Origin of the sequence: Azospirillum oleiclasticum, assembly GCF_013423485.1 — a bacterium.
Lineage (GTDB): Bacteria > Pseudomonadota > Alphaproteobacteria > Azospirillales > Azospirillaceae > Azospirillum > Azospirillum oleiclasticum.
In genome coordinates, this window is sequence record NZ_JABFFR010000036.1 from 1 (window position 1) to 18,924 (window position 18,924).

An 18,924-nucleotide genomic window follows, 5' to 3' on the forward strand; every position below is an offset into this window, starting at 1 on the left:
TGGCTGGCCGGCGAGGAGGCGGCGCTGGCGGCCCTCGACGCGACGGTGCGCGAGGCCGCCGTGCGCCTGCACGAACGGCGCGAGCTGCGCGCCGCACACCACGGCGCCGGGCGGCCGGAGGGCGGGCCGGAGGATGCCGCTGCGGCGCTGGCCGCGCAAGCGCGGCGGCTGGAGGAGACGCGCTCGGCGCTGGCGTCGATCCGGGTACGGCTGACCGCCGACGCCGACGCGCGCGCCCGGCTGGCCGGGCTGGCCGAGGCGTACGAGGCGCAGAAATCGCGTCACGCGCTGTGGGCGTCGATGGACGAGCTGATCGGGTCGCGCGACGGGCAGAAGCTGCGCAACTTCGCCCAGAGCCTCAGTCTCGACGCGCTGCTTGCCCAGGCCAACCGCTACCTGGACGATCTCGCCCGCCGCTACCGGCTGGAGCGGGTGGCCGGTGCCGACCTCGACATCCAGGTGGTCGACCGCGAGATGGCGGACGAGGTGCGCGGCGTGCACAGCCTGTCCGGCGGCGAGATGTTCCTGGTGTCGCTGGCGCTGGCGCTCGGGCTGTCGTCGATGGCGGCGCGCGGCGGCGGCATCGGCACGCTGTTCATCGACGAGGGCTTCGGCACGCTGGACCCCGACAGCCTGGACGTCGCGCTGTCCTGCCTGGAGGCGTTGCAGGCGTCCGGGCGGCAGGTGGGGGTGATCAGCCATGTGCCGGCGATGATCGACCGCATCGGGGTTCAGGTGCGGGTCGAGCCGCTGGGCGGCGGGCGCAGCGCGGTGCGCACCGCACGCAGCGCGGCACTGCCGGTGCCGGTGCCGGAAAACGTCACAACTTGAAAGTGAGGCAGTTCGTCACATTCCATTAACCATCGGTCGGCATCATGGCAGCGCTTCGGGAGCCTGACACGACCATGCGCATTCTGATCGCCGACGATACCCTCTTCATCCGGACCACGCTGGCGAGCTGGGTCGAATCCATGGGATACACCCCGCTGCTGGCGGCCGACGGCGGCGAGGCCATGGCGATCGCCGAGCGGGACGGCGTCGACATCGCCATCATCGATTGGGAAATGCCCAAGCTGTCGGGGATGGAGGTGATCCGCGCGCTGCGCGCCAACCCGTGCACCACCTATGCCCACATCATCCTGATCACCGGCGGCGACGAGCAGGACCGGCTGGTCCAGGCGCTGGAGGGCGGGGCTGACGATTTCGTGCGCAAGCCCATCTACCCGCCGGCGCTGATGGCCCGGCTGCGGGCGGGGGCGCGCATCGTGACCATGCGGCAGGAGATCCTGTCGCTCGCCACCATCGATTCGCTGACCGGCGCGATCAACCGCCGCCATTTCTTCGAACGGGCGGCCGAGCATCTGGCGATGAACCGCCGCCGGCTGTCGCCGCTGACGGTGCTCGCGGCCGACATCGACCATTTCAAGGCCATCAACGACAGCCGCGGGCATGCCGGTGGCGACACCGCGCTGACGTGTTTCGCCGACACCTGCCGGGGCGAGCTTCGACCGCTCGATCTTTTCGCACGGCTCGGTGGCGAGGAGTTCGCCGTGCTGCTGCCGGACACCTCGGCCACCGGCGCCATGGCCGTGGCGGAACGGCTGCGCGCCGCGGTGGCGGCGCTGGCACCGGGTTCCGGCGGGCCGATGACGGTCAGCATCGGGGTGGCCGAGGTGCCGGCCGGAGCCGAGACCATCGACGCCACGCTGGCCGCAGCCGACGCCGCCCTCTACCGGGCCAAGGCCAACGGGCGCAACCGGGTGGAGCGGGCGGGCTGAAGCGCGGGCGCGTCCGGTCCGCTCCGCTGAACGCTCAAAAGACCGCTATTTCAGCGCGGCCCCATCCGTGCGCAGGCCGGCGCGCACGGCGTGCGGCACCGCCGTCGGGGTGCGGCAGACCAGGGCGCCGGCGCAGACCAGCGCGGTGCGGGCCGCCCGCGCCTCGGCGCAGCCGGGGGTGGATTCGGCGATGTGGGCGATCACCGGCTTGGCAGCGCCGGCCACCAGCTCGGCGGCGGCCGGGTCGGGCGGGTCGCCGACCAGCACGATGGCCGCGGTGCCGGGGTCGGCCGCCAGCTCGGCGATGATCGCCGCCAGGCTGGCGCCGCCGCGCAGGCCCTCGTCCAGACCGTGGAAGGCGCTGATGCCGAAGCCCTCGTCCTCCAGATGACGGCGGATGGCGTCGCCAAGCCGCGAGCAGCCGGCGACCACACCGACCCGACTTGGCCCGATACGGCCGGGCGCCGCGGCGCTCATCGCGCGACCTTTTCCGGACCGGCGCGCAGCGCCGCGCAGGGCACCGGGGGGGCCTTGGCGCCACCCGCCATCAGGCTGGCGATGGCGGCGGCGGCGATGCGCGCCTCCGGCGGATCGGCGCGGGAGGTCAGCACGATCGGCACGCTGGCCCCCAGCACCACGCCGGCGGCGGTGGCGTTCATGAAGTGCACCATCATCTTGAACAGCGCGTTGCCGGTCTCGATGTTGGGCACCACCAGCACATCGGCGTGCCCGGCGACGGGGTTCTCCATCCCCTTCACCCGCGCCGCCTCCTCCGACAGCGCGAGGTCGAGGGCCAGCGGACCGAAGACGTTGGCCGAACCGTAGCCCTCCCCCGACCACCATTCGGTCAGCAGCGCCGCGTCCATCGAGGACTGCACGCGGTTGGTCACCTCCTCCGTGCAGGAGAGCAGCGCCACCTGCGGGCGGACCGCGCCCAGCATGCGGGCGAGATCGACCGAGTTCCGGATGATGTCGCGTTTCGTATCGATATCCGGAGCGATGTTGATCGCGGCGTCGGAGATGATCATCTCGCGGCCGGAGTTGGGCACGCTCATGTGGAAGGCGTGGGTGAAGCGGCGACCGGTGCGCAGGCCGTTGTTGCGGTCGAGTGCCGCCATCATCAGCACGTCGGTGTGGACGTGCCCCTTCATCAGCGCCTTCACCTCGCCGCGGCGGGCGAGATCGACCGCCGTGCGCGCGGCGTCCGTCTCGTCGGCCTTGTGGACGATGCGCACACCCTCCAGCGCCCAGTCCATGCCGGCGGCCAGCTTGCGGATGACCGCCTCGTCGCCAACCAGCACCGGCTCGATCAGCCCCTCCTCCTGGGCGCGCTTGGCGCTTTCCAGGGCGAGCGCCGAATTGGCCGCGGCGACGCCGGTCGGCACCGGGTCGGCCCCACGGGCGCGGGCGAGCAGTCGTTCCGGGGTCTCGAACCGGGCAAGCGTGGCCATGCGCGTCTCTTTCCCTTCCTCGGGCGGCGGGGTGTGGGGCATCCCACCGGTCATCTCGATGCCTCGAACTCTTGTTGTCTCATTTGTCGAGACGTTGTGTATCGGATTGCAACATAGTTTGGTGTGCGAAGCAACCGCGATTTCACCCGCTTGCGACGGTTCGCCTCATAGTGTCTGCGACGCATTCGCAGGAAGCTGCGGACAGCGGCCAACGGGTCCGCCGGGTGCGTGCCCGACCCGGCCGTGAAGGAGGCCAGCCGCATGCCCGATCCTCAATCCGCAGACCCCCGGCCCCGTCTCGGTTCGCTGCGCAAGGGCCAGCGCGCCGAGGTCCTGGACCTCGACGAGGCCGCCGTCTCGTCGCCGCTGCCGCCCGGCGAGCTGGAGCGGCGCATGATCGAGATGGGGCTGGTCGAGGGCGCCCGCGTGGAGCTTCTGCACGAGGGCTTCCCCGGCCGCGACCCGATCGCCGTCCGCATCAACGACCACACCGTGGCGCTCCGGCGCGCCGAGGCGCGGGCCGTGCTCGTCGCCCCGCTGGACTAGAGCACCGCCGTCTCCCCTGAAAGGACATCGCCATGGCCGCCGTGGCATCCCTGGCCGACCCGCCGCGCATCGCGCTGGTCGGCAATCCCAATTGCGGAAAGACCGCGCTGTTCAACGCGCTGACCGGCGCCCGCCAGAAGGTCGCGAACTATCCGGGTGTGACGGTCGAGCGCAAGCTCGGGCATTTCGTCAGCCCGGCCGGCGCGCGCGTGCAGGTGCTGGATCTGCCCGGCACCTATTCCCTGCGCGCCCGTTCGCCCGACGAGGAGGTCACCCGCGACGTGGTGCTCGGCCGCTTCGAGCACGAGCCGATGCCGGACGTGCTGGTCTGCGTCGCCGACGCCACCAACCTGCGCCTCCACCTGCGCCTCGTGATCGAGCTGAAAAAGCTCGGCAGGCCACTCATCCTCGCCCTCAACATGATGGATGTGGCGGAAAAGCGCGGCTGCCGGATCGACGCCGCGGCGCTGTTGGCGGCGCTGGGCGTCGCCGTGGTGCCCACGGTCGCCATCCGCCGCGGCGGGATCGCCGGGCTGCTCGCCCAGATCGACCGCACGGTCGCCGTGATGGGGCCGCGCGGAGCCGCCGCGCCCTGCGGCTGGACCGAGCCGTCCGCGCACGACCTGCGCGGCTACCACCGCGAGGTCGAGGCCGTGCTCCGCGACGCCCTGCGCGACGCCGGCCGGCCGTCGCTGGCGACCCGGCGCATCGACGCGGTGCTGCTGCACCCGGCGGTCGGGCTGCTGTTCCTGCTGACGGTGCTGTTCCTGATGTTCCAGGCGGTGTTCGCCTGGGCCGAGGCGCCCATGGAGTTGATCGACGCCGGCCTGTCGGCGCTCCAGGCCGCCGTCGCCGCGGTCATGCCGGATGGGGCTCTGAAGAGCCTGATCACCGACGGCATCATCGCCGGGGTCGGCAGTGTGGTGATCTTCCTGCCGCAGATCCTGGTGCTGTTCTTCTTCATCCAGATCCTGGAGGACAGCGGCTACATGGCGCGCGCGGCCTTCCTGCTCGACCGGTTGATGGGCGGGGTGGGGCTGCACGGGCGCGCCTTCATCCCGCTGCTGTCCAGCTTCGCCTGCGCGGTGCCCGGCATCATGGCGGCGCGCACCATCGAGAACCGCGCCGACCGGCTCGCCACCATCATGATCGCGCCGCTGATGACCTGCGCGGCCCGGCTGCCGGTCTACACCCTGCTCATCGCCGCCTTCGTTCCGGACGGAACGGTGATGGGCGGCATGATCGGGCTGCAGGGGCTGGTGATGTTCACGCTCTACGCCGCCGGCATCCTGTCGGCGCTGGCCGTCGCCTTCGTGCTGAAGCGCACGGTGTTCAAGGGCGCGCGCGAGCCGCTGCTGATGGAGCTGCCGGCCTACCGCCTGCCCAGCCCGCGCAACGTGCTGATCGGGCTGCTCGAGCGCGCCCGCATCTTCCTGGCGCGGGCCGGCACCATCATCTTCGCCATCATGGTGCTGCTGTGGTTCCTCGCCTCCTTCCCCGTTCCTCCGGAAGGCGCGGCCGGGCCGGCGATCGACCACAGCTTCGCCGGCATGCTGGGGCACGCGCTGGCGCCGTTGCTGGCCCCCATCGGCTTCACCTGGCAGATCGCCATCGCGCTGGTGCCGGGGATCGCCGCGCGCGAGGTGGCGGTGGCCGCGCTGGGCACCGTCTACGCGCTGAGCGAGAGCGGCGACGCGTTGGAAAGCTCGCTGGCGGGCGTGCTGGCGGCGGACTGGAGCCTGCCGACGGCACTCGCCCTGCTCGCCTGGTTCGTCTTCGCCCCGCAATGCGTGTCCACCCTGTCGGTGGTGAAGCGGGAGACGAACTCCTGGTTCTGGACCGCGGTCATGATCGCCTACATGACCCTGCTCGCCTACGCCGCCGCCTTCGTCACCTTCCACGTCTCCACCGCCCTGCTGGGAGGCTGACCGCCATGTGGCAGGACCTGATCGCCGACACCGCCGTTCTGCTCGCCTTCGCCTGGGTCCTGTGGCGGCTGGTGCTGCCGGCGGGACTGCGCGGCCGGCTGCGCCGGCTGGCCGGAGTGCGGCCGCGCGACGCGGCAGCCGGCGCCTGCGGGGGCTGCTGCGGCTGCACCGGCACCGGATCCCCCGCGCAGCACCGCAGGCACGGCTGAGCCTTCCGCCCCGTCCATGGTGTTACTTCGGTTCCGCGTTTGACAGCGCTGGGGTGCCCGAACACCATAGCCCTCGAACGTTCCGACTAACCCGTTGACATGTCTGGCCTAATCAATACGGCCGGCGGATGGACCGCCGGCGCGGGTCGCCGGACGCGTGTCCAACCGTGGAAGAGGGGGCGGCCGGGGGAGGCTCCGGCCGTGCGAGGCATGATGGCGAAGTCCGCCCAAGCGGCGATCCGTCCGGTGCTGCTGTGCGGGGGCGCGGGATCGCGCCTCTGGCCGCTGTCCCGCGAGCTGTACCCGAAGCAGTATCTGCCGCTGTGCAGCGAGCGCTCCATGCTGCAGGACACCGCGCTGCGCGTGGAGGCGGGCGACCGCTTCGCCGCCCCGCTGGTGGTGTGCAACCAGGACCACCGCTTCATCGTCGCCGAGCAGCTCCGCCAGGGTGGGGTGAAGCCGGCCGGCATCATTCTGGAGCCGGTGGGCCGCAACACCGCCGCCGCCTGCGCCGTCGCGGCGCTGGAGATGGCGGAGGCCGACCCCGACAGCCTGATGCTGGTGCTGCCCGCCGACCACGCGGTGACCGACGTTCCGGCCTTCCTGGACGCGGTGGACGTGGCGCGGCGCGCGGCGTCGGTCGGCTATCTCGTCACCTTCGGCGTCCAGCCGACGGGGCCGGAGACCGGCTACGGCTACATCCGGCGGGGTGCGGCGCTGTCCGGCGTGCCCGGCGCCTTCCGCGTGCAGGAGTTCGTGGAGAAGCCGCCACGGGCGACCGCCGAGCGCTACGTCGCCGGCGGCGAGCACGCCTGGAACAGCGGCATGTTCCTCTTCTCCGCCGGGCAGTTCGTGGCCGAGCTGGAGCGCCACGCCCCCGCGGTGCTCGCCGCCGCCCGCCGGGCGCTGGAGAAGGGCAGCACCGACCTGGAGTTCCTGCGGCTGGACGCCGACGCCTTCACCGCCTGCCCGGCCGTGTCCATCGACACCGCGGTGATGGAGAAGACCGACAGCGCCGCCGTGGTTCCGGGCGAGTTCGGCTGGACCGACGTCGGCGCCTGGTCGGCGCTGTGGGAGGTCGGGGCCAAGGACAAGCGCGGCAACGTCGCCATCGGCGACGTCATCACCGAGGATTCCGACCGCTGCTACGTGCGCAGCGACGGGGCGCTGACCGCCGTGGTCGGTCTGAACGACGCGGTGGTGGTGGTGACCGACGACGCGGTGCTGGTGTCGTCCAAGGACAAGGTGCAGCAGGTGAAGACGGTCGTGGAGCGGCTGCGCCGCGACGGCCGGACGGAGGCGGTGTCCCACCGCCGGGTGCACCGCCCCTGGGGCTCCTACCAGTCGGTTCACAACGGCGACCGTTTCCAGGTGAAATGCCTGGTCGTCAACCCCGGCAACCGGCTGTCGCTGCAACGCCATCACCACCGGGCCGAGCATTGGGTGGTGGTGCAGGGCACGGCACTGGTCACCCGCGGCGAGGAGCAGTCGATGGTGTACGAGAACGAGTCCGTCTACATCCCGATCGGCGCCGTCCACCGGCTGGAAAACCCCGGCAAGGTGCCGCTGCACATCATCGAGGTGCAGTCCGGCTCCTACCTCGGCGAGGACGACATCGTGCGGCTGGAGGATGTCTACGGCCGCGTCAAGGCCTGACCGGCCGGACGCCCGCCGACAACCGCCGCCGCTTCCAAGGCCTCCCCGCGCTCGCCGCGGGGAGGCCTTTTTCGTGTCCGGACGCTTCATCCATATGTGTGCACATGCGGAATTACCACTGGCGCACTTGACTCCACCGACGGTCGTACGATAAACAGGTTACAGGAAAGCAATATACAACTTTCAGGAATTTCCACTTCCCGCACCGCCGTTGCCGGTTGATGCACGACCGGAAACAAGCGTGTGCCTGGGCGCGCGGCTTCGCGTTCCCCGATCCGAACCTCATCCGGGCCCGACCATCCCGCGCGGCAAACCGTGCGGCGGGGTGGCTTTGCCCGCATCGCACCCTGTGCCCTGTGAACCGCCACGAACCGGAGTCGGCCCCATGAGCGATTTTCGCGACACCATCAAGCGCATCAACGCCTGGCGCAGCGAGCACCCGGACGCGACCGGCGTCAAGATCAACCTCTACAAGCCGGTGGAGGTCGAGGCCGTGGCGCTCGCCGTGCGCCAGCATCCGGAGCTGGCCGACGCGTGCCGGGTCGAGTGCGTGATGCAGTCCGACTCCTTCCACAACACGCACCTCGCCCGAGCGTCCACCGTGGTGAAGGATGGCGAGCACGAGCTGCTGTTCGATTTCGTCCGGTCGATGACCAAGGACACCGCCATCGAGCTGCGCCGCCGCTTCCCCGACCCGCTGACCCGCCCGTTCCTGATGGGCGACATGCCGGACGGCCCGGCGCGCGCGGTCGACACCTGCCTCGCCGCGGCGGAGGAGCTGATGGCGTCGGGCTCCGACTGCATCAAGCTCGAAGTGACCAGCCCCGCCGTCTTCGACGCCATCGAGGCGCTGAGCAGCCGCGGCATCCCGGTGATCGGCCACATCGGCTACACCCCGCAGGCCGGCCAGGACAGCAACCGCCGCCACGGCGCCACGCTGGACGACGCGCACGACTTCTTCGCCAAGGCGCGCGCCATCCGCGAGCGCGGCGGCTGCGGCATGGTTATGGAGCGCGTGGCGCTGGAAGTCGCCGATGCCCTCAGCGCCAACGCGCCGGACGACTTCTACACCTGCTGCATCTTCACCGGCCGGCCGCGGCGCTGCGGCCAGTCGCTGAACATCTTCGATTCGATCATCAAGCCGGACTTCAAGGGCGTGAAGTTCTTCCCGCCCACCGCGAAGTACACGCGCGAGCAGTTCATCGACGTCTACACGCCGGAGATCATCGCCGTGCATCTGGCCGAGCTGATGGCGCTGACCGCCCGCGGCGAGTTCCCGGTCGCCCCGAAGTCGCCGCTGTCGACGGCCGATGCCGAGGCCATCGCGACCATCAACCCGTGGAAGGAGCTGGCGCTCGCCTGACCGGCCGGGTAACGCCTACGAAAAACCCCGCCCTCGTGAGGGGGCGGGGTTTTTCGTGTGGGGGCGAACCCGCTACCGGTGCGTGTCCATGTTGGCGTCGACCGTCTCGTTCGGCATGCCGCGGATCAGGCGGGTGGCGAGCGCCATCAGGCGGGGGCCGACGCCGCGGTCGGCGGGCAGCGCCTTCGGGGTCGGGAAGAATTGCGGCTCGCTCTTCAGGATGTCGCCGATGGCCTCGACGAAGGCCTCCACGACCTTCGGATCGAACTCCTTGCCGGCGCGCTCCCGCAGCCAGCGGAGCGCGTCCGGCACCGGCCAAGCGGTGCGGTGCACGCGGTCGGTGACCAGCGCGTCGAAGATGTCCACCACCCCCGCGATGCGGGCGGACACCGGCACCGCGTCGCCCTTCAGCCGGTCGGGATAGCCGGAGCCGTCGTAGCGCTCGTGGTGGCCGCGGGCGATGTCCGCCGCCACCGACAGCAGGCTGCGGCCGCTGAGCGGGGTGGCGGCGGTGCGCAGGATGTCGTGGCCGATCTTGGGATGGAGATGGATGACCTGGTAGTCGTCCTCCATCAGCTCGTCCACATTGGACAGGATGCTCTCCGGGATGCGGTAGAGCCCGATGTCGTGCAGCGTGCTGGCCAGCCCGATCTGCTCCACCAGATAGCGGTCGACTTCCCGAGGGTAGAACTGGCGCTCCAGCATCTTCGCGGCGGTCGCCGTGCACATCCGCTCGAAGCGGCTGAGATGGCCGCTGTCGGACTGGTCGCTGTGGTCGGCGATGCTGGCGAAGGCGCGCACGGTGGCCTGCTGGGCGGCGTTCAGCTCCTCCGTCAGCAGCAGGTTGTTGAGCGCGGTGGCCGCCTTGTCGCGGAAGACTTCAACCAGCTTGCGGTCGATGGGCACCGAGTCGGGCGCCCGCTCGGCGTAGGCGACGACCAGCACGTCGCTGCGGGCCTGGATGCGGAACAGGCAATGTTCCGGCGTGTGGACCGTCTCCCCCGTCGCCGCCACGCGGCGCACCGCGTTGACCACGGCCTCGTCCTGCACCTGGTCGAGCGGCGCCCGCATCCAGGGCATGAAGCGCCCGGACGCCGCCTTCACCCGCAGATCGGGGCCGTCGCGGTTGGGGTCGCGCACGCACAGCAGGCTGTTGCGCCCGTGGTCCAGCATCGCGTCGAGCTGGAGCAGCATGTTGAAGTAGAACATGGACTGCGACTTCAGGGCGAAGATGCCCGTGGTCGCCACCATCATCTTGTAGTTGCTCTCCAGCGTCAGGGCGCTGGCGTAGGCGCGCAGCGACTCGATCACCACCGTGCACAGCCGGTCGCCGGTCAGCTCCGCCCGGGTGCGGAACTCGTTGATCTCGTGCTGGAGCACCACCGCCCGCTCGAAGGCGCCGTCGGCCCGGTCGGCGCACACGACGACCCGCATCCTCTGGTTGCCGAGCGTGCCGCGCAGATGCTCGACCAGCTCCAGCTCCGCCTCGTCGCCGTTGGGCTCGACCGTCAGCAGGACCATGGCGATGTTCGGCCGCGCCGCCAGCACCGCCTTGGCGTCGACCGGCGACCGTGCGGCCAGGAGCTCCACCCCGGCATCACGGAAGACAAGGTCGCGCAGCGCCGACCGGCAGCGTTCATGGAACGCCTCGTCACCATCGACGATCAGCAGTTTCCAGGCCGTTTCGGCCCGCCGCTCCGCGCCGTCGCCATCCGGGGGGGGAGCATCCGTTTCCGAGTTCGACGCGCTCATGACCGATCCTGAATTCTGCGGTTGCCGCGCCGCGCGGAAAAACGCACCGGGACGGCGACCATGGTGCGACCATAGACGATGAATTGGATAATTTGCACTGGATTTTCTCGCATACGGCGGGCATCATCCGCAAGCGTATCGGCCTAACCGCGTATGCATCCTGTCTTGTTCGGGGTAATCGCGGCCGGCTTGGTCCGTCCACAGCCGGCCCTTGCAAGTCCTTCTTGGTTCGCAGGGCTGCGTACACAACCGTTGGCTGGTGCATTTTGGCGATGGGTGGCGTTCCATTGGTCGGGTTGCGGGGCATGACTTTGGCGGCGCGAGGCACGCCGCGGCCTGCCCGCGTCCGGGCGGGCATGGTTCCGGCGGATCGCTCCGATCGGATCCGGCGCCCCCGCACCGGCCGCAGCCCCCTCTGACCGCGCCCACCCCCACCACGATGTGATCAGGCAGCGATCCCCATGACGCAAACCCTCGCCCCTGCGGCCGTCCCCAGACTGCCGGTGCCGTCCTGGTCGGTCCAGAAGACGGTCAACGCCGGCATCCGGCCGATCCTGGCGGCGGTGGCGGTTCTGCAGTTCGCGTCGCTGGTCTATCACCCGCTGGCCGGGCCGCTGCACATGGCGATGGCGGCGCTGCTGCTGCTGTTCCTGCCGCTGGCCGCGGCCAAGGCGCGGCGCTTCAGCCTGATCCTGTTCGGGGTGATCGCCGCCATCGTAACCGTGCTGGCGGTGCGCAGCGGGCGCTACGACCTGGTGTTCGACGGGCTGTCGCACGTCGGCTCCTTCGCCGCCTTCCTGGCCGCCTTGCAGCTCCTGCGCGTCGCCGCGAACCAGAGTGCGGCGGTGCGCCGCGTCAAGGGCCGCTTCCTGCGACTGGAACCGAACGAGGTGGTGGGCGGCTTCACGGTCGGGGCGGCCGGGCTCGGCTCCTTCCTGTCGGTCGGCGCGCACGCGGTGCTGGCCCCGCTGGTCGGTCCCGACAGCCCCATGCAGGACCGGCTCCAGGCGGCGCTGGCCTCGATCCGCGGCATCAGCTTCGCCGCCTTCTGGTCGCCACTGTTCATCGCCATCGCCTTCGTGACCAACCGCATGCCCGACGTGAATGTCGGCTCCATCGTCGTCATCGGGCTGGCGGTGGCGCTGGTGTCGCTGACCGCCGACCTGCTGGTCTCCGGCACCCGCCCGCGGGAGCTCCGGCGTATCCTGCACGGGCTGCAACCGCTGCTGCGCGGTGGGGTGGTGCTGGCGGTGGCGCTGGTGGCGGTCGCCCAGTTCCTGGGCGTGACCGCCATGGAAACGGTGGTCATCGCATTGCCGGTGCTGTGTCTGGCCTTCCTGTCGCTGGGCTCGCGCGACACGCGGCGGCGGGCGCTGCGCACCTCCTACAACAACCTCGCCAACGTCAGCGACGAGGTGATGCTGGTGACGGCTGCTGTGGTCTTCTCCACCATGCTGGCCGGGGTGCCCTACCTGACCGACCTCGTCGGCCCCTGGCTCGGCGGGCTGCCGGCCGGGGTTGTGCTGGTGGTGGCCATCGTCTTCATGCTGGCGGCGGGTGCGGTCGGGCTGCACCCGTCGATCTCCGCCGCCCTCATCATCAGCACCTTCGCCAACCTGCCCGACGCGGTGAGCCGGCTGGCTCTGGCCGAGGCGATCATCATCGCCTGGGCGCTGGCGGCGGTGATCTCGCCGGTCGGCATGACGGTGATGGTCGCCGCCCAGATGTTCCGCGTCCCCTACCAGAGCCTGATCCTGAGCCGCAACCTGGTGACCACGCTCATCATCAGCGTCGCCACCGCCATCGGCCTGACCCTGCTGGATCTGTATCTGCGCGGCCTGTGAGGTTTGCTGGGTTTACGCCTCCTTCGGCACGGTGATCAGCAGCAGCGTGTCGCCGCGCTGCACGATGTAGCGTTCGCGCTCGCTGAAGGGGATGTCGCGCCCCTGGCTGTGGATCTGCACGACGATCCCGCCGCCCACCTCGGCCATCCGCTTGCCGATGTCGGCCTCCGCGGCCGGGCGCTCGTGCAGCTCCACCTTGCCGGCGGCCGACATCAGGTCGCACAGGAAGGGGGCGGCGTGGGCGGTGCCGATCGCGTCGGCCAGCAGATAGCCGCCGATGCGCGGCGGCGAGATCACCGTGTCGGCGCCGCTGAGGCGGGCCAGCTTGATGTTCTCCTCCTCCCGGATGCTGGCGACGATCCGGGTGTCGGGGGCCAGGTGGCGGACGGTCAGCACCACCAGGATGGTGGTGTCGTCGCGCCCGGCGGTGACCAGCACGGCCTTGGCGCGGTCCACGCAGGCCAGCCCCAGCAACGCCTCGCTGTCGGCGTCGCCGCGCAGGCCGATCAGCCCCGCCTCCGCCGCCAGCCGGATGCGCTCCTCCGACTGGTCGATGGCGACGATGCGGTCGAGCGGCTGGCCGCGCGCCACGATCTCGTCGGCGGCGATGGCGCCGCTGCGCCCGTAGCCGCAGAGGATCACGTGGTCCTTCATGTTGGCCTGGATGCGGCTCATGCGGAAATCCTCCACGATCCTCTGCACCACGAACTCGTAGGCGGTGCCCAGGAAGATGAACCAGATGAAGATGCGGATGGGCGTCACGGCGAAGGCGTCGATCAGCCGCGCGGTCTGGCTGACCGGCACGATGTCGCCGTAGCCCACCGTGGTCACCGTGATCATCGCGAAATAGAGCACGTCGCCGAAGCTGATGTGATCGTCCAGATTGTCCTTCAGGCCGTCGCGGTCGAACCAGAAGACCGCGACCACGGTGATCAGCAGAGCGATGACGATGCCGCCGCGCACGGCCAGCGTCTTCTCCGGCGACAGGCCGCTGCGGATGTGCAGGATGCGGCCGCGGCGCGTGGTGCCCCGCTTCCCCCAACCCCGCCGCCGTTTCGTACCGCCCGTCTCGCTCATGCTGCAACAATGGGCGAGGGGCGGCGGCTGTTCCCGCCGCATTTCTGCCCAGCCTGCCGCCGTCCTGACCGCAGGCGCCCGAATCATGGGCAATCGGAGGCCGCGTGCATACTTGCGACCCTTGCCGACGCTCGATTGCCGCGTTGGCACGCGGCTTGCGACCAATCCGGTGATAGCCGCTAGGGTTCCGGCCGGTCACGGGGTTCGCCTCATGACCGGTGTGACTGGTCCGAGAGCGGCCCCCGTCCGGTGAACAGCGGGCGGGCACACGGCGGGACAAAAGCCCGGGAGGTCTCGAACACGGAGGATGCGGCTCCGGTGGGGACTCTCCCGAGGGCTGCCCCAGGGCCGCCATGCCTCCGACGCACGGACGAAGGAGGTTTGGGATGAACCCGCAAGAGGTCCTGTACGAGGACGTGATCCCCGGCGGCAAACACTGGTCCTTCACCCTCAGGCGCGGCACCGTCCTGCGCCTGATCGACACGGAGGGCGGGGCCAATGTGGGGATGCTGTTCCACAACCCGCAGAACCCGCTGGAGCGCTACAACGCGCCCGACACGCTGAAGTGCCAGCACACCTTCAAGCTGACCGCCGGCCACTGCCTCTATTCCGACATGGGGCGGATCTTCTGCTCGATCATCGAGGACACCGCCGGCTGGCACGACACCGTCTGCGGCAACATCACCAAGGCCATGGTGAGGGAGCGCTGGGGCCTGACGAGCTACCAGGAGCACCGCAACGACTGGACCCAGAACGGCCACGACAGCTTCCTCGTGGAGGGCGCCAAGTACGGGCTGGGCCGCCGCGACCTCGCCGCCAACGTCAACTGGTTCAGCAAGGTCCACACGGAGGAGGACGGGACGCTGGTCTTCGACGCCGACGCAGCGAAGCCGGGCGCTCACGTTGACCTGCGCTTCGAGATGGACACGCTGGTGCTGTTCCACACCTGCCCGCACCCGCTGAACCCGGCGGCGGAATACCCGCGCAAGCCCGTCACCTATCAGCTCCGCACGGCACCGCCGGTGGCCGAGGACGACCCCTGCCGGCTGTCCCGGCCGGAAAACGGGCGCGGCTTCGCCAACAACCGCCTCCACCACCTCTGCGGCTGCTGACGGGGGACCGGGACGATGATCAGGGAAAGTGCGCTCACCCCCGACACCGCCGCCTACCGCAAGGTGGTGCCGGCCGGCAACTACTGGATCCACACCGTGCGCAAGGGCCAGACCTTCCGCATCCTCGACCTGGAGGGCAACCAGGCGGCCGACACGCTGTTCTACAGCGCCGCCGACCCGGCCGAACGCTACAGCGCGGTCGACACCGTGCGCGCCCAGCGCAACGTGTACCTCACCGTCGGGACGAAACTGATGTCCACCGAGGGCAACCCCATGCTGGAGATCACCGCCGACACGGTCGGGCGGCACGACACGCTGGGCGGCGCCTGCGCCACGGAATCCAACACCGTGCGCTACGCGCTGGAGAAGAAGACCATGCACGCCTGCCGTGACAGCTACCTGCTGGCGGTGACGGAGAACGAGGGCTTCGGCCTGACCAAGCGCGACATCACCCACAACATCAACTTCTTCATGAATGTGCCGGTGACACCCGATGGCGGGCTGACCTTCGAGGACGGGCTGAGCGCCCCCGGAAAATACGTGGAGATGCTGGCGCTGATGGACGTGATCGTCCTCATCTCCAACTGCCCGCAGCTCAACAACCCCTGCAACGGCTACAACCCCACCCCCATCGAGGTCCTGGTCTGGGACGCCGCGGCATGAACGGCGCACCCTTCGCCAAGGTCCTGATCGCCAACCGCGGTGCCATCGCCACCCGCATCATCCGCACGCTGGACCGCATGGGCATCGCCTCGGTGGCCGTGTATTCGGAGGCCGACGCCCAGTCCCTGCACGTCGCGGCAGCAGGAGAGGCGGTGTGCATCGGCCCCGCCGCGGTGTCCGAGAGCTACCTGAACGCCGACCGCATCCTGGAGGCGGCGCGGGCGACGGGGGCCGGTGCGATCCACCCCGGCTACGGCTTCCTGTCGGAGAATCCGGGCTTCGCCGAGGCGTGTACCGCGGCCGGCATCGCCTTCATCGGGCCGACGGCGGACCAGATGCGCGCGTTCGGGCTGAAGCACACGGCGCGCGCGCTGGCCGAGGAGGCCGGCGTGCCGCTGTCGCCGGGCAGCGGGCTGCTGGACGGGGCGGAGCAGGCGCTGGCCGAGGCGGCCCGCATCGGCTACCCCGTGATGATCAAGAGTACGGCCGGCGGCGGCGGCATCGGCATGCAGCTCTGCCGCGAGCCGGCGGCCCTGCCCGCCATGCTGGAGGCGGTCGAGCGGCTGTCGCGCAACAACTTCAAGGATTCCGGCGTCTATCTGGAGAAGTTCGTCGAGCGCGCCCGCCACATCGAGGTGCAGATCTTCGGCGACGGCCGCGGCGTGGTGGCTCTGGGCGAGCGCGACTGCTCGGCTCAACGCCGCAACCAGAAGGTCGTGGAGGAGACGCCGGCCCCCGGCCTGTCGCACGACCTCCGCCTCGCGCTCTTCGACGCGGCGGAGCGGCTGGGCCGGGCGGTCGGCTACCGCTCCGCTGGGACGGTGGAGTTCGTCTACGACGAGGACGCGAAGACCGCCTATTTCCTCGAGGTCAACACCCGGCTCCAGGTGGAGCATGGCGTGACGGAGGCGGTGACCGGCATCGACCTCGTGGAATGGATGGTGCGCGCCGCCGCCGGCGAGGCTCTGCCGCTGGCCGAGCACCGGGAGCGGGCGCGGGCCGGCGCGACGGGTGCCGCCATCCAGGTGCGCCTCTACGCCGAGGATCCCGGCCGCAACTTCCGCCCCTCCTCCGGCACACTGACCGAGCTGGTGTTCCCGGACAGTGCGCGGGTGGAGAGCTGGGTGGAGCGGGGCAGCGAGGTGACGCCCTTCTACGACCCCATGCTCGCCAAGATCATCGTGCGCGGGGACGACCGGGCCGACGCGCTGGCCCGGCTGCGCACGGTACTCGACGGCTGCCGTATCGCGGGGATCGAGACCAACCTGGGCTATCTGCGCCGCATCGCCGCCGATCCGGCCTTCGCCGCCGGCGGCATCACCACCCGCTGGCTGGAGACTCTGGCCCACAGCGCCCCGACGCTGGAGGTGCTGGCCCCTGGCACGCTCACCACCGTGCAGGACCATCCCGGCCGCGTCGGCTATTGGGAGGTCGGGGTGCCACCCAGCGGCCCCATGGACCCGCTGGCCTTCCGCCTGGGCAACCGGGCGCTCGGCAACCCGGAGGGGGCGGCGGGGCTGGAGATCACGGTGTCCGGCCCGACGCTGCGCTTCAACACCGGCGCCACCATCTGCCTGACCGGGGCCGCCATGCCGGCGACGCTGGACGGGGCACCGGTTCCCTATTGGGAGCCGGTAACCGTGCCGGCCGGGGCCAACCTGCGCGTCGGCACCGTCAGCGGGGCCGGCTGCCGCGCCTATCTGCTGGTGCGCGGCGGCATCGACGTGCCGGATTACCTGGGCAGCAAGGCCACCTTCACGCTCGGCCGATTCGGCGGCCACGGCGGGCGGGCGCTGATGGCCGGCGACATCCTGCATCTGGGCGATGAGCCCGTGGCGGGGGAGCCGGTGCCGGTGCCGGAGGAGGATCGTCCGGCCTATGGCCACGCCTGGGAGATCGGCGTGCTCCATGGCCCGCATGGGGCGCCCGACTTCTTCACCCCCGACGACATCGCGACCTTCTTCGCCGCCGACTGGCAGGTGCATTACAACTCCAGCCGCACCGGCGTGCGCCTGGTCGGGCCGAAGCCGCAATGGGCGCGGGCCGACGGTGGGGAGGCGGGGCTGCACCCCTCCAACATCCACGACAACGCCTACGCCATTGGTGCTGTGGACTTCACCGGCGACATGCCGGTGATCCTGGGACCGGACGGGCCGAGCCTGGGCGGCTTCGTCTGCCCGGTCACCATCGTGGACGCCGAGCTGTGGAAGGTCGGGCAGCTCCGGCCGGGCGACACGGTGCGCTTCGTGGCCCTGGACAGCCGGGACGCCGTTCTGCACCGGCTCGACGCCGCCCCCGGCCGCGAGGCGGTGGTGTACCGGCGGCAGGGGGACCGGTATCTGCTGGTGGAATACGGCCCGCCGGTGCTCGACCTCGCCCTGCGCTTCCGGGCGCACGCCTTGCAGGAGTGGGTGCGCAACGCCAGACTGCCGGGGATTCTGGACCTGACGCCGGGCATCCGGTCGTTGCAAATCCATTACGATAACAGCCTGATAACGCTCGATACGCTCCTGGAACAACTTGTCGCGGCGGAGGACGAACTGCCCGCTGTGGACGAGTTGGAGGTCCCCACCCGCACCGTGCATCTGCCGCTGTCCTGGGACGACGAGGCGACGCGGCTCGCCATCGCCAAATACACGCAGTCGGTGCGCCCCGACGCGCCCTGGTGCCCGAGCAACATCGAGTTCATCCGCCGCATCAACGGGCTGGACAGCATCGAAGCGGTCAAGCGCATCGTCTTCGAGGCGAGCTACCTCGTGCTCGGCCTCGGCGACGTCTATCTGGGAGCACCCGTGGCGACGCCGGTAGACCCGCGCCACCGCCTCGTCACCACCAAATACAACCCGGCCCGCACCTGGACGCCGGAGAACGCGGTGGGAATCGGCGGCGCCTATCTTTGCGTTTACGGGATGGAGGGTCCGGGCGGCTACCAGTTCGTCGGCCGCACCGTGCAGATGTGGAACACCCACCGCGTCAACGGTCCTTTCGAAGCCGGAAAGCCCTGGCTGCTGCGCCATTTCGACCAGATCCGGTTCTTCCCGGTCAGTCATGAGGAGTTGGAGCGGCTGCGCGCCGATTTCCCGCTGGGCCGCGCGCAACTCCGCATCGAGGAGGGGGTGTTCCGGCTGAAGGAGCACCGCCGCTTCCTGGAGGAGCACGCGACTGACATCGCCGCCTTCACCGCCCGCCGCCAGGCCGCCTTCGAGGCCGAGCGGGCGCGCTGGGAGGCCGCCGGCCAGCCGCTCTTCGTTGCGGAACCGGAAGAAACCACTGGCGCTGACACCGCCGACCTGCCCGCGGGCACGGAGGCGGTGCCGTCCCCGGTGCCCGGCAGCGTCTGGAAACTCGCCGCCGCACCCGGCAACGCCGTCAAGGCCGGCGAGCCGCTGCTGATCGTGGAATCCATGAAGATGGAGATCGCGGTCCCGGCACCGGCCGACGGCACGGTCGTGGAGATCCGCTGCGCCGAGGGTCAGGCCGTCGCGCTCGGCCAGACGCTCGCAGTCTTTCGTTCAGCCTGATTGAAACCACGGAAAATCAGAAAG

At 70.3% G+C, this 18,924-nt stretch carries 15 protein-coding genes and 1 riboswitch; of the genes, 11 read left to right on the forward strand and 4 right to left on the reverse strand.

The genetic code is table 11. The annotated features are described in order from the left end of the window. Positions 1–831 (forward strand): SbcC/MukB-like Walker B domain-containing protein (locus HL658_RS28875; RefSeq protein ID WP_281378900.1); only part of this gene is annotated, 831 nt, incomplete at its 5' end. A 74-nt stretch (positions 832–905) separates the two neighbouring features. Continuing rightward, on the forward strand, positions 906–1,778 hold the full coding sequence (locus HL658_RS28880) for a GGDEF domain-containing protein (RefSeq protein ID WP_180285847.1): 873 nt from the start codon (positions 906–908) through the stop codon (positions 1,776–1,778). Between the two features lie 45 nt (positions 1,779–1,823). On the opposite strand, the gene HL658_RS28885 is transcribed toward HL658_RS28880, so the two are convergent. Both HL658_RS28885 and HL658_RS28890 read right to left on the reverse strand, forming a co-directional pair. Continuing rightward, a complete protein-coding gene (locus tag HL658_RS28885; protein WP_180285848.1) occupies positions 1,824–2,255 on the reverse strand; it encodes a hypothetical protein in 432 nt (143 codons plus the stop codon). Next, entirely contained in the window at positions 2,252–3,229 is a 978-nt protein-coding gene (locus tag HL658_RS28890; protein ID WP_180285849.1) for a bifunctional enoyl-CoA hydratase/phosphate acetyltransferase, read from the reverse strand. Before HL658_RS28890 ends, HL658_RS28885 begins: the two co-directional genes overlap by 4 nt. Positions 3,230–3,490: 261 nt before the next feature. On the opposite strand from HL658_RS28890, the gene HL658_RS28895 reads away from it, so the two are divergent. The 5 genes from HL658_RS28895 to HL658_RS28915 all read left to right on the forward strand — a co-directional run bounded on the left by HL658_RS28895 (position 3,491) and on the right by HL658_RS28915 (position 8,931). Next, a complete protein-coding gene (locus tag HL658_RS28895) occupies positions 3,491–3,775 on the forward strand; it encodes a FeoA family protein (RefSeq protein WP_180285850.1) in 285 nt (94 codons plus the stop codon). Positions 3,776–3,807: 32 nt separating this feature from the next. After that, positions 3,808–5,703, forward strand: coding sequence for a ferrous iron transport protein B (feoB, locus tag HL658_RS28900; RefSeq protein WP_180285851.1), 1,896 nt, complete (start codon positions 3,808–3,810; stop codon positions 5,701–5,703). A gap of 5 nt (positions 5,704–5,708) precedes the next feature. After that, on the forward strand, positions 5,709–5,912 hold the full coding sequence (locus tag HL658_RS28905) for a hypothetical protein (RefSeq protein ID WP_180285852.1): 204 nt from the start codon (positions 5,709–5,711) through the stop codon (positions 5,910–5,912). Positions 5,913–6,122: 210 nt separating this feature from the next. After that, the gene (locus tag HL658_RS28910; protein WP_180285951.1) at positions 6,123–7,568 is read left to right on the forward strand and encodes a mannose-1-phosphate guanylyltransferase/mannose-6-phosphate isomerase; all 1,446 of its coding nucleotides are present in this window, start codon (positions 6,123–6,125) and stop codon (positions 7,566–7,568) included. 385 nt (positions 7,569–7,953) lie between these two features. After that, positions 7,954–8,931, forward strand: a complete 978-nt coding sequence (locus tag HL658_RS28915; RefSeq protein ID WP_180285853.1) for a 3-methyl-2-oxobutanoate hydroxymethyltransferase — start codon at positions 7,954–7,956, stop codon at positions 8,929–8,931. Between the two features lie 72 nt (positions 8,932–9,003). Here HL658_RS28915 and HL658_RS28920 read toward each other — a convergent pair whose 3' ends face one another. Continuing rightward, positions 9,004–10,683: an HD domain-containing phosphohydrolase gene (locus HL658_RS28920; RefSeq protein WP_180285854.1), complete on the reverse strand. Its 1,680-nt coding sequence runs from the start codon at positions 10,681–10,683 to the stop codon at positions 9,004–9,006. A gap of 461 nt (positions 10,684–11,144) precedes the next feature. On the opposite strand from HL658_RS28920, the gene HL658_RS28925 reads away from it, so the two are divergent. Then, a complete protein-coding gene (locus HL658_RS28925) occupies positions 11,145–12,527 on the forward strand; it encodes a hypothetical protein (protein WP_180285855.1) in 1,383 nt (460 codons plus the stop codon). 12 nt (positions 12,528–12,539) lie between these two features. Here the strand turns inward: HL658_RS28925 and HL658_RS28930 are convergent, their stop codons facing one another. Further along, positions 12,540–13,604 (reverse strand): potassium channel family protein, encoded by a 1,065-nt coding sequence (locus tag HL658_RS28930; RefSeq protein ID WP_180285856.1) that lies wholly within the window; start codon positions 13,602–13,604, stop codon positions 12,540–12,542. Between the two features lie 168 nt (positions 13,605–13,772). Continuing rightward, a riboswitch (guanidine-I (ykkC/yxkD leader) is annotated at positions 13,773–13,897 on the forward strand. A gap of 93 nt (positions 13,898–13,990) precedes the next feature. On the opposite strand from HL658_RS28930, the gene HL658_RS28935 reads away from it, so the two are divergent. Genes HL658_RS28935 through HL658_RS28945 form a run of 3 tightly spaced genes read left to right on the forward strand, consistent with a single transcriptional unit; the run spans position 13,991 to position 18,900 of the window. Beyond that, on the forward strand, positions 13,991–14,716 hold the full coding sequence (locus tag HL658_RS28935; RefSeq protein WP_180285857.1) for an urea amidolyase associated protein UAAP1: 726 nt from the start codon (positions 13,991–13,993) through the stop codon (positions 14,714–14,716). A 15-nt stretch (positions 14,717–14,731) separates the two neighbouring features. Further along, the gene (locus HL658_RS28940) at positions 14,732–15,379 is read left to right on the forward strand and encodes an urea amidolyase associated protein UAAP2 (RefSeq protein WP_180285858.1); all 648 of its coding nucleotides are present in this window, start codon (positions 14,732–14,734) and stop codon (positions 15,377–15,379) included. Next, complete coding sequence (locus tag HL658_RS28945; RefSeq protein ID WP_180285859.1) at positions 15,376–18,900, forward strand: 5-oxoprolinase/urea amidolyase family protein; 3,525 nt, start codon at positions 15,376–15,378, stop codon at positions 18,898–18,900. Before HL658_RS28940 ends, HL658_RS28945 begins: the two co-directional genes overlap by 4 nt. Positions 18,901–18,924 lie beyond the last annotated feature (24 nt).

Excerpts from the sequence above, each read along its gene's own strand:
- HL658_RS28910 (WP_180285951.1), top strand. The coding sequence starts at position 6,123 with ATGATGGCGAAGTCCGCCCAAGCGGCGATCCGTCCGGTGCTGCTGTGC.
- HL658_RS28945 (WP_180285859.1), top strand. The coding sequence starts at position 15,376 with ATGAACGGCGCACCCTTCGCCAAGGTCCTGATCGCCAACCGCGGTGCC.
- HL658_RS28915 (WP_180285853.1), top strand. The coding sequence starts at position 7,954 with ATGAGCGATTTTCGCGACACCATCAAGCGCATCAACGCCTGGCGCAGC.
- HL658_RS28905 (WP_180285852.1), top strand. The coding sequence starts at position 5,709 with ATGTGGCAGGACCTGATCGCCGACACCGCCGTTCTGCTCGCCTTCGCC.
- feoB (WP_180285851.1), top strand. The coding sequence starts at position 3,808 with ATGGCCGCCGTGGCATCCCTGGCCGACCCGCCGCGCATCGCGCTGGTC.
- HL658_RS28920 (WP_180285854.1), bottom strand. The coding sequence starts at position 10,683 with ATGAGCGCGTCGAACTCGGAAACGGATGCTCCCCCCCCGGATGGCGAC.
- HL658_RS28930 (WP_180285856.1), bottom strand. The coding sequence starts at position 13,604 with ATGAGCGAGACGGGCGGTACGAAACGGCGGCGGGGTTGGGGGAAGCGG.
- HL658_RS28880 (WP_180285847.1), top strand. The coding sequence starts at position 906 with ATGCGCATTCTGATCGCCGACGATACCCTCTTCATCCGGACCACGCTG.
- HL658_RS28895 (WP_180285850.1), top strand. The coding sequence starts at position 3,491 with ATGCCCGATCCTCAATCCGCAGACCCCCGGCCCCGTCTCGGTTCGCTG.
- HL658_RS28940 (WP_180285858.1), top strand. The coding sequence starts at position 14,732 with ATGATCAGGGAAAGTGCGCTCACCCCCGACACCGCCGCCTACCGCAAG.
- HL658_RS28925 (WP_180285855.1), top strand. The coding sequence starts at position 11,145 with ATGACGCAAACCCTCGCCCCTGCGGCCGTCCCCAGACTGCCGGTGCCG.
- HL658_RS28885 (WP_180285848.1), bottom strand. The coding sequence starts at position 2,255 with ATGAGCGCCGCGGCGCCCGGCCGTATCGGGCCAAGTCGGGTCGGTGTG.
- HL658_RS28935 (WP_180285857.1), top strand. The coding sequence starts at position 13,991 with ATGAACCCGCAAGAGGTCCTGTACGAGGACGTGATCCCCGGCGGCAAA.
- HL658_RS28890 (WP_180285849.1), bottom strand. The coding sequence starts at position 3,229 with ATGGCCACGCTTGCCCGGTTCGAGACCCCGGAACGACTGCTCGCCCGC.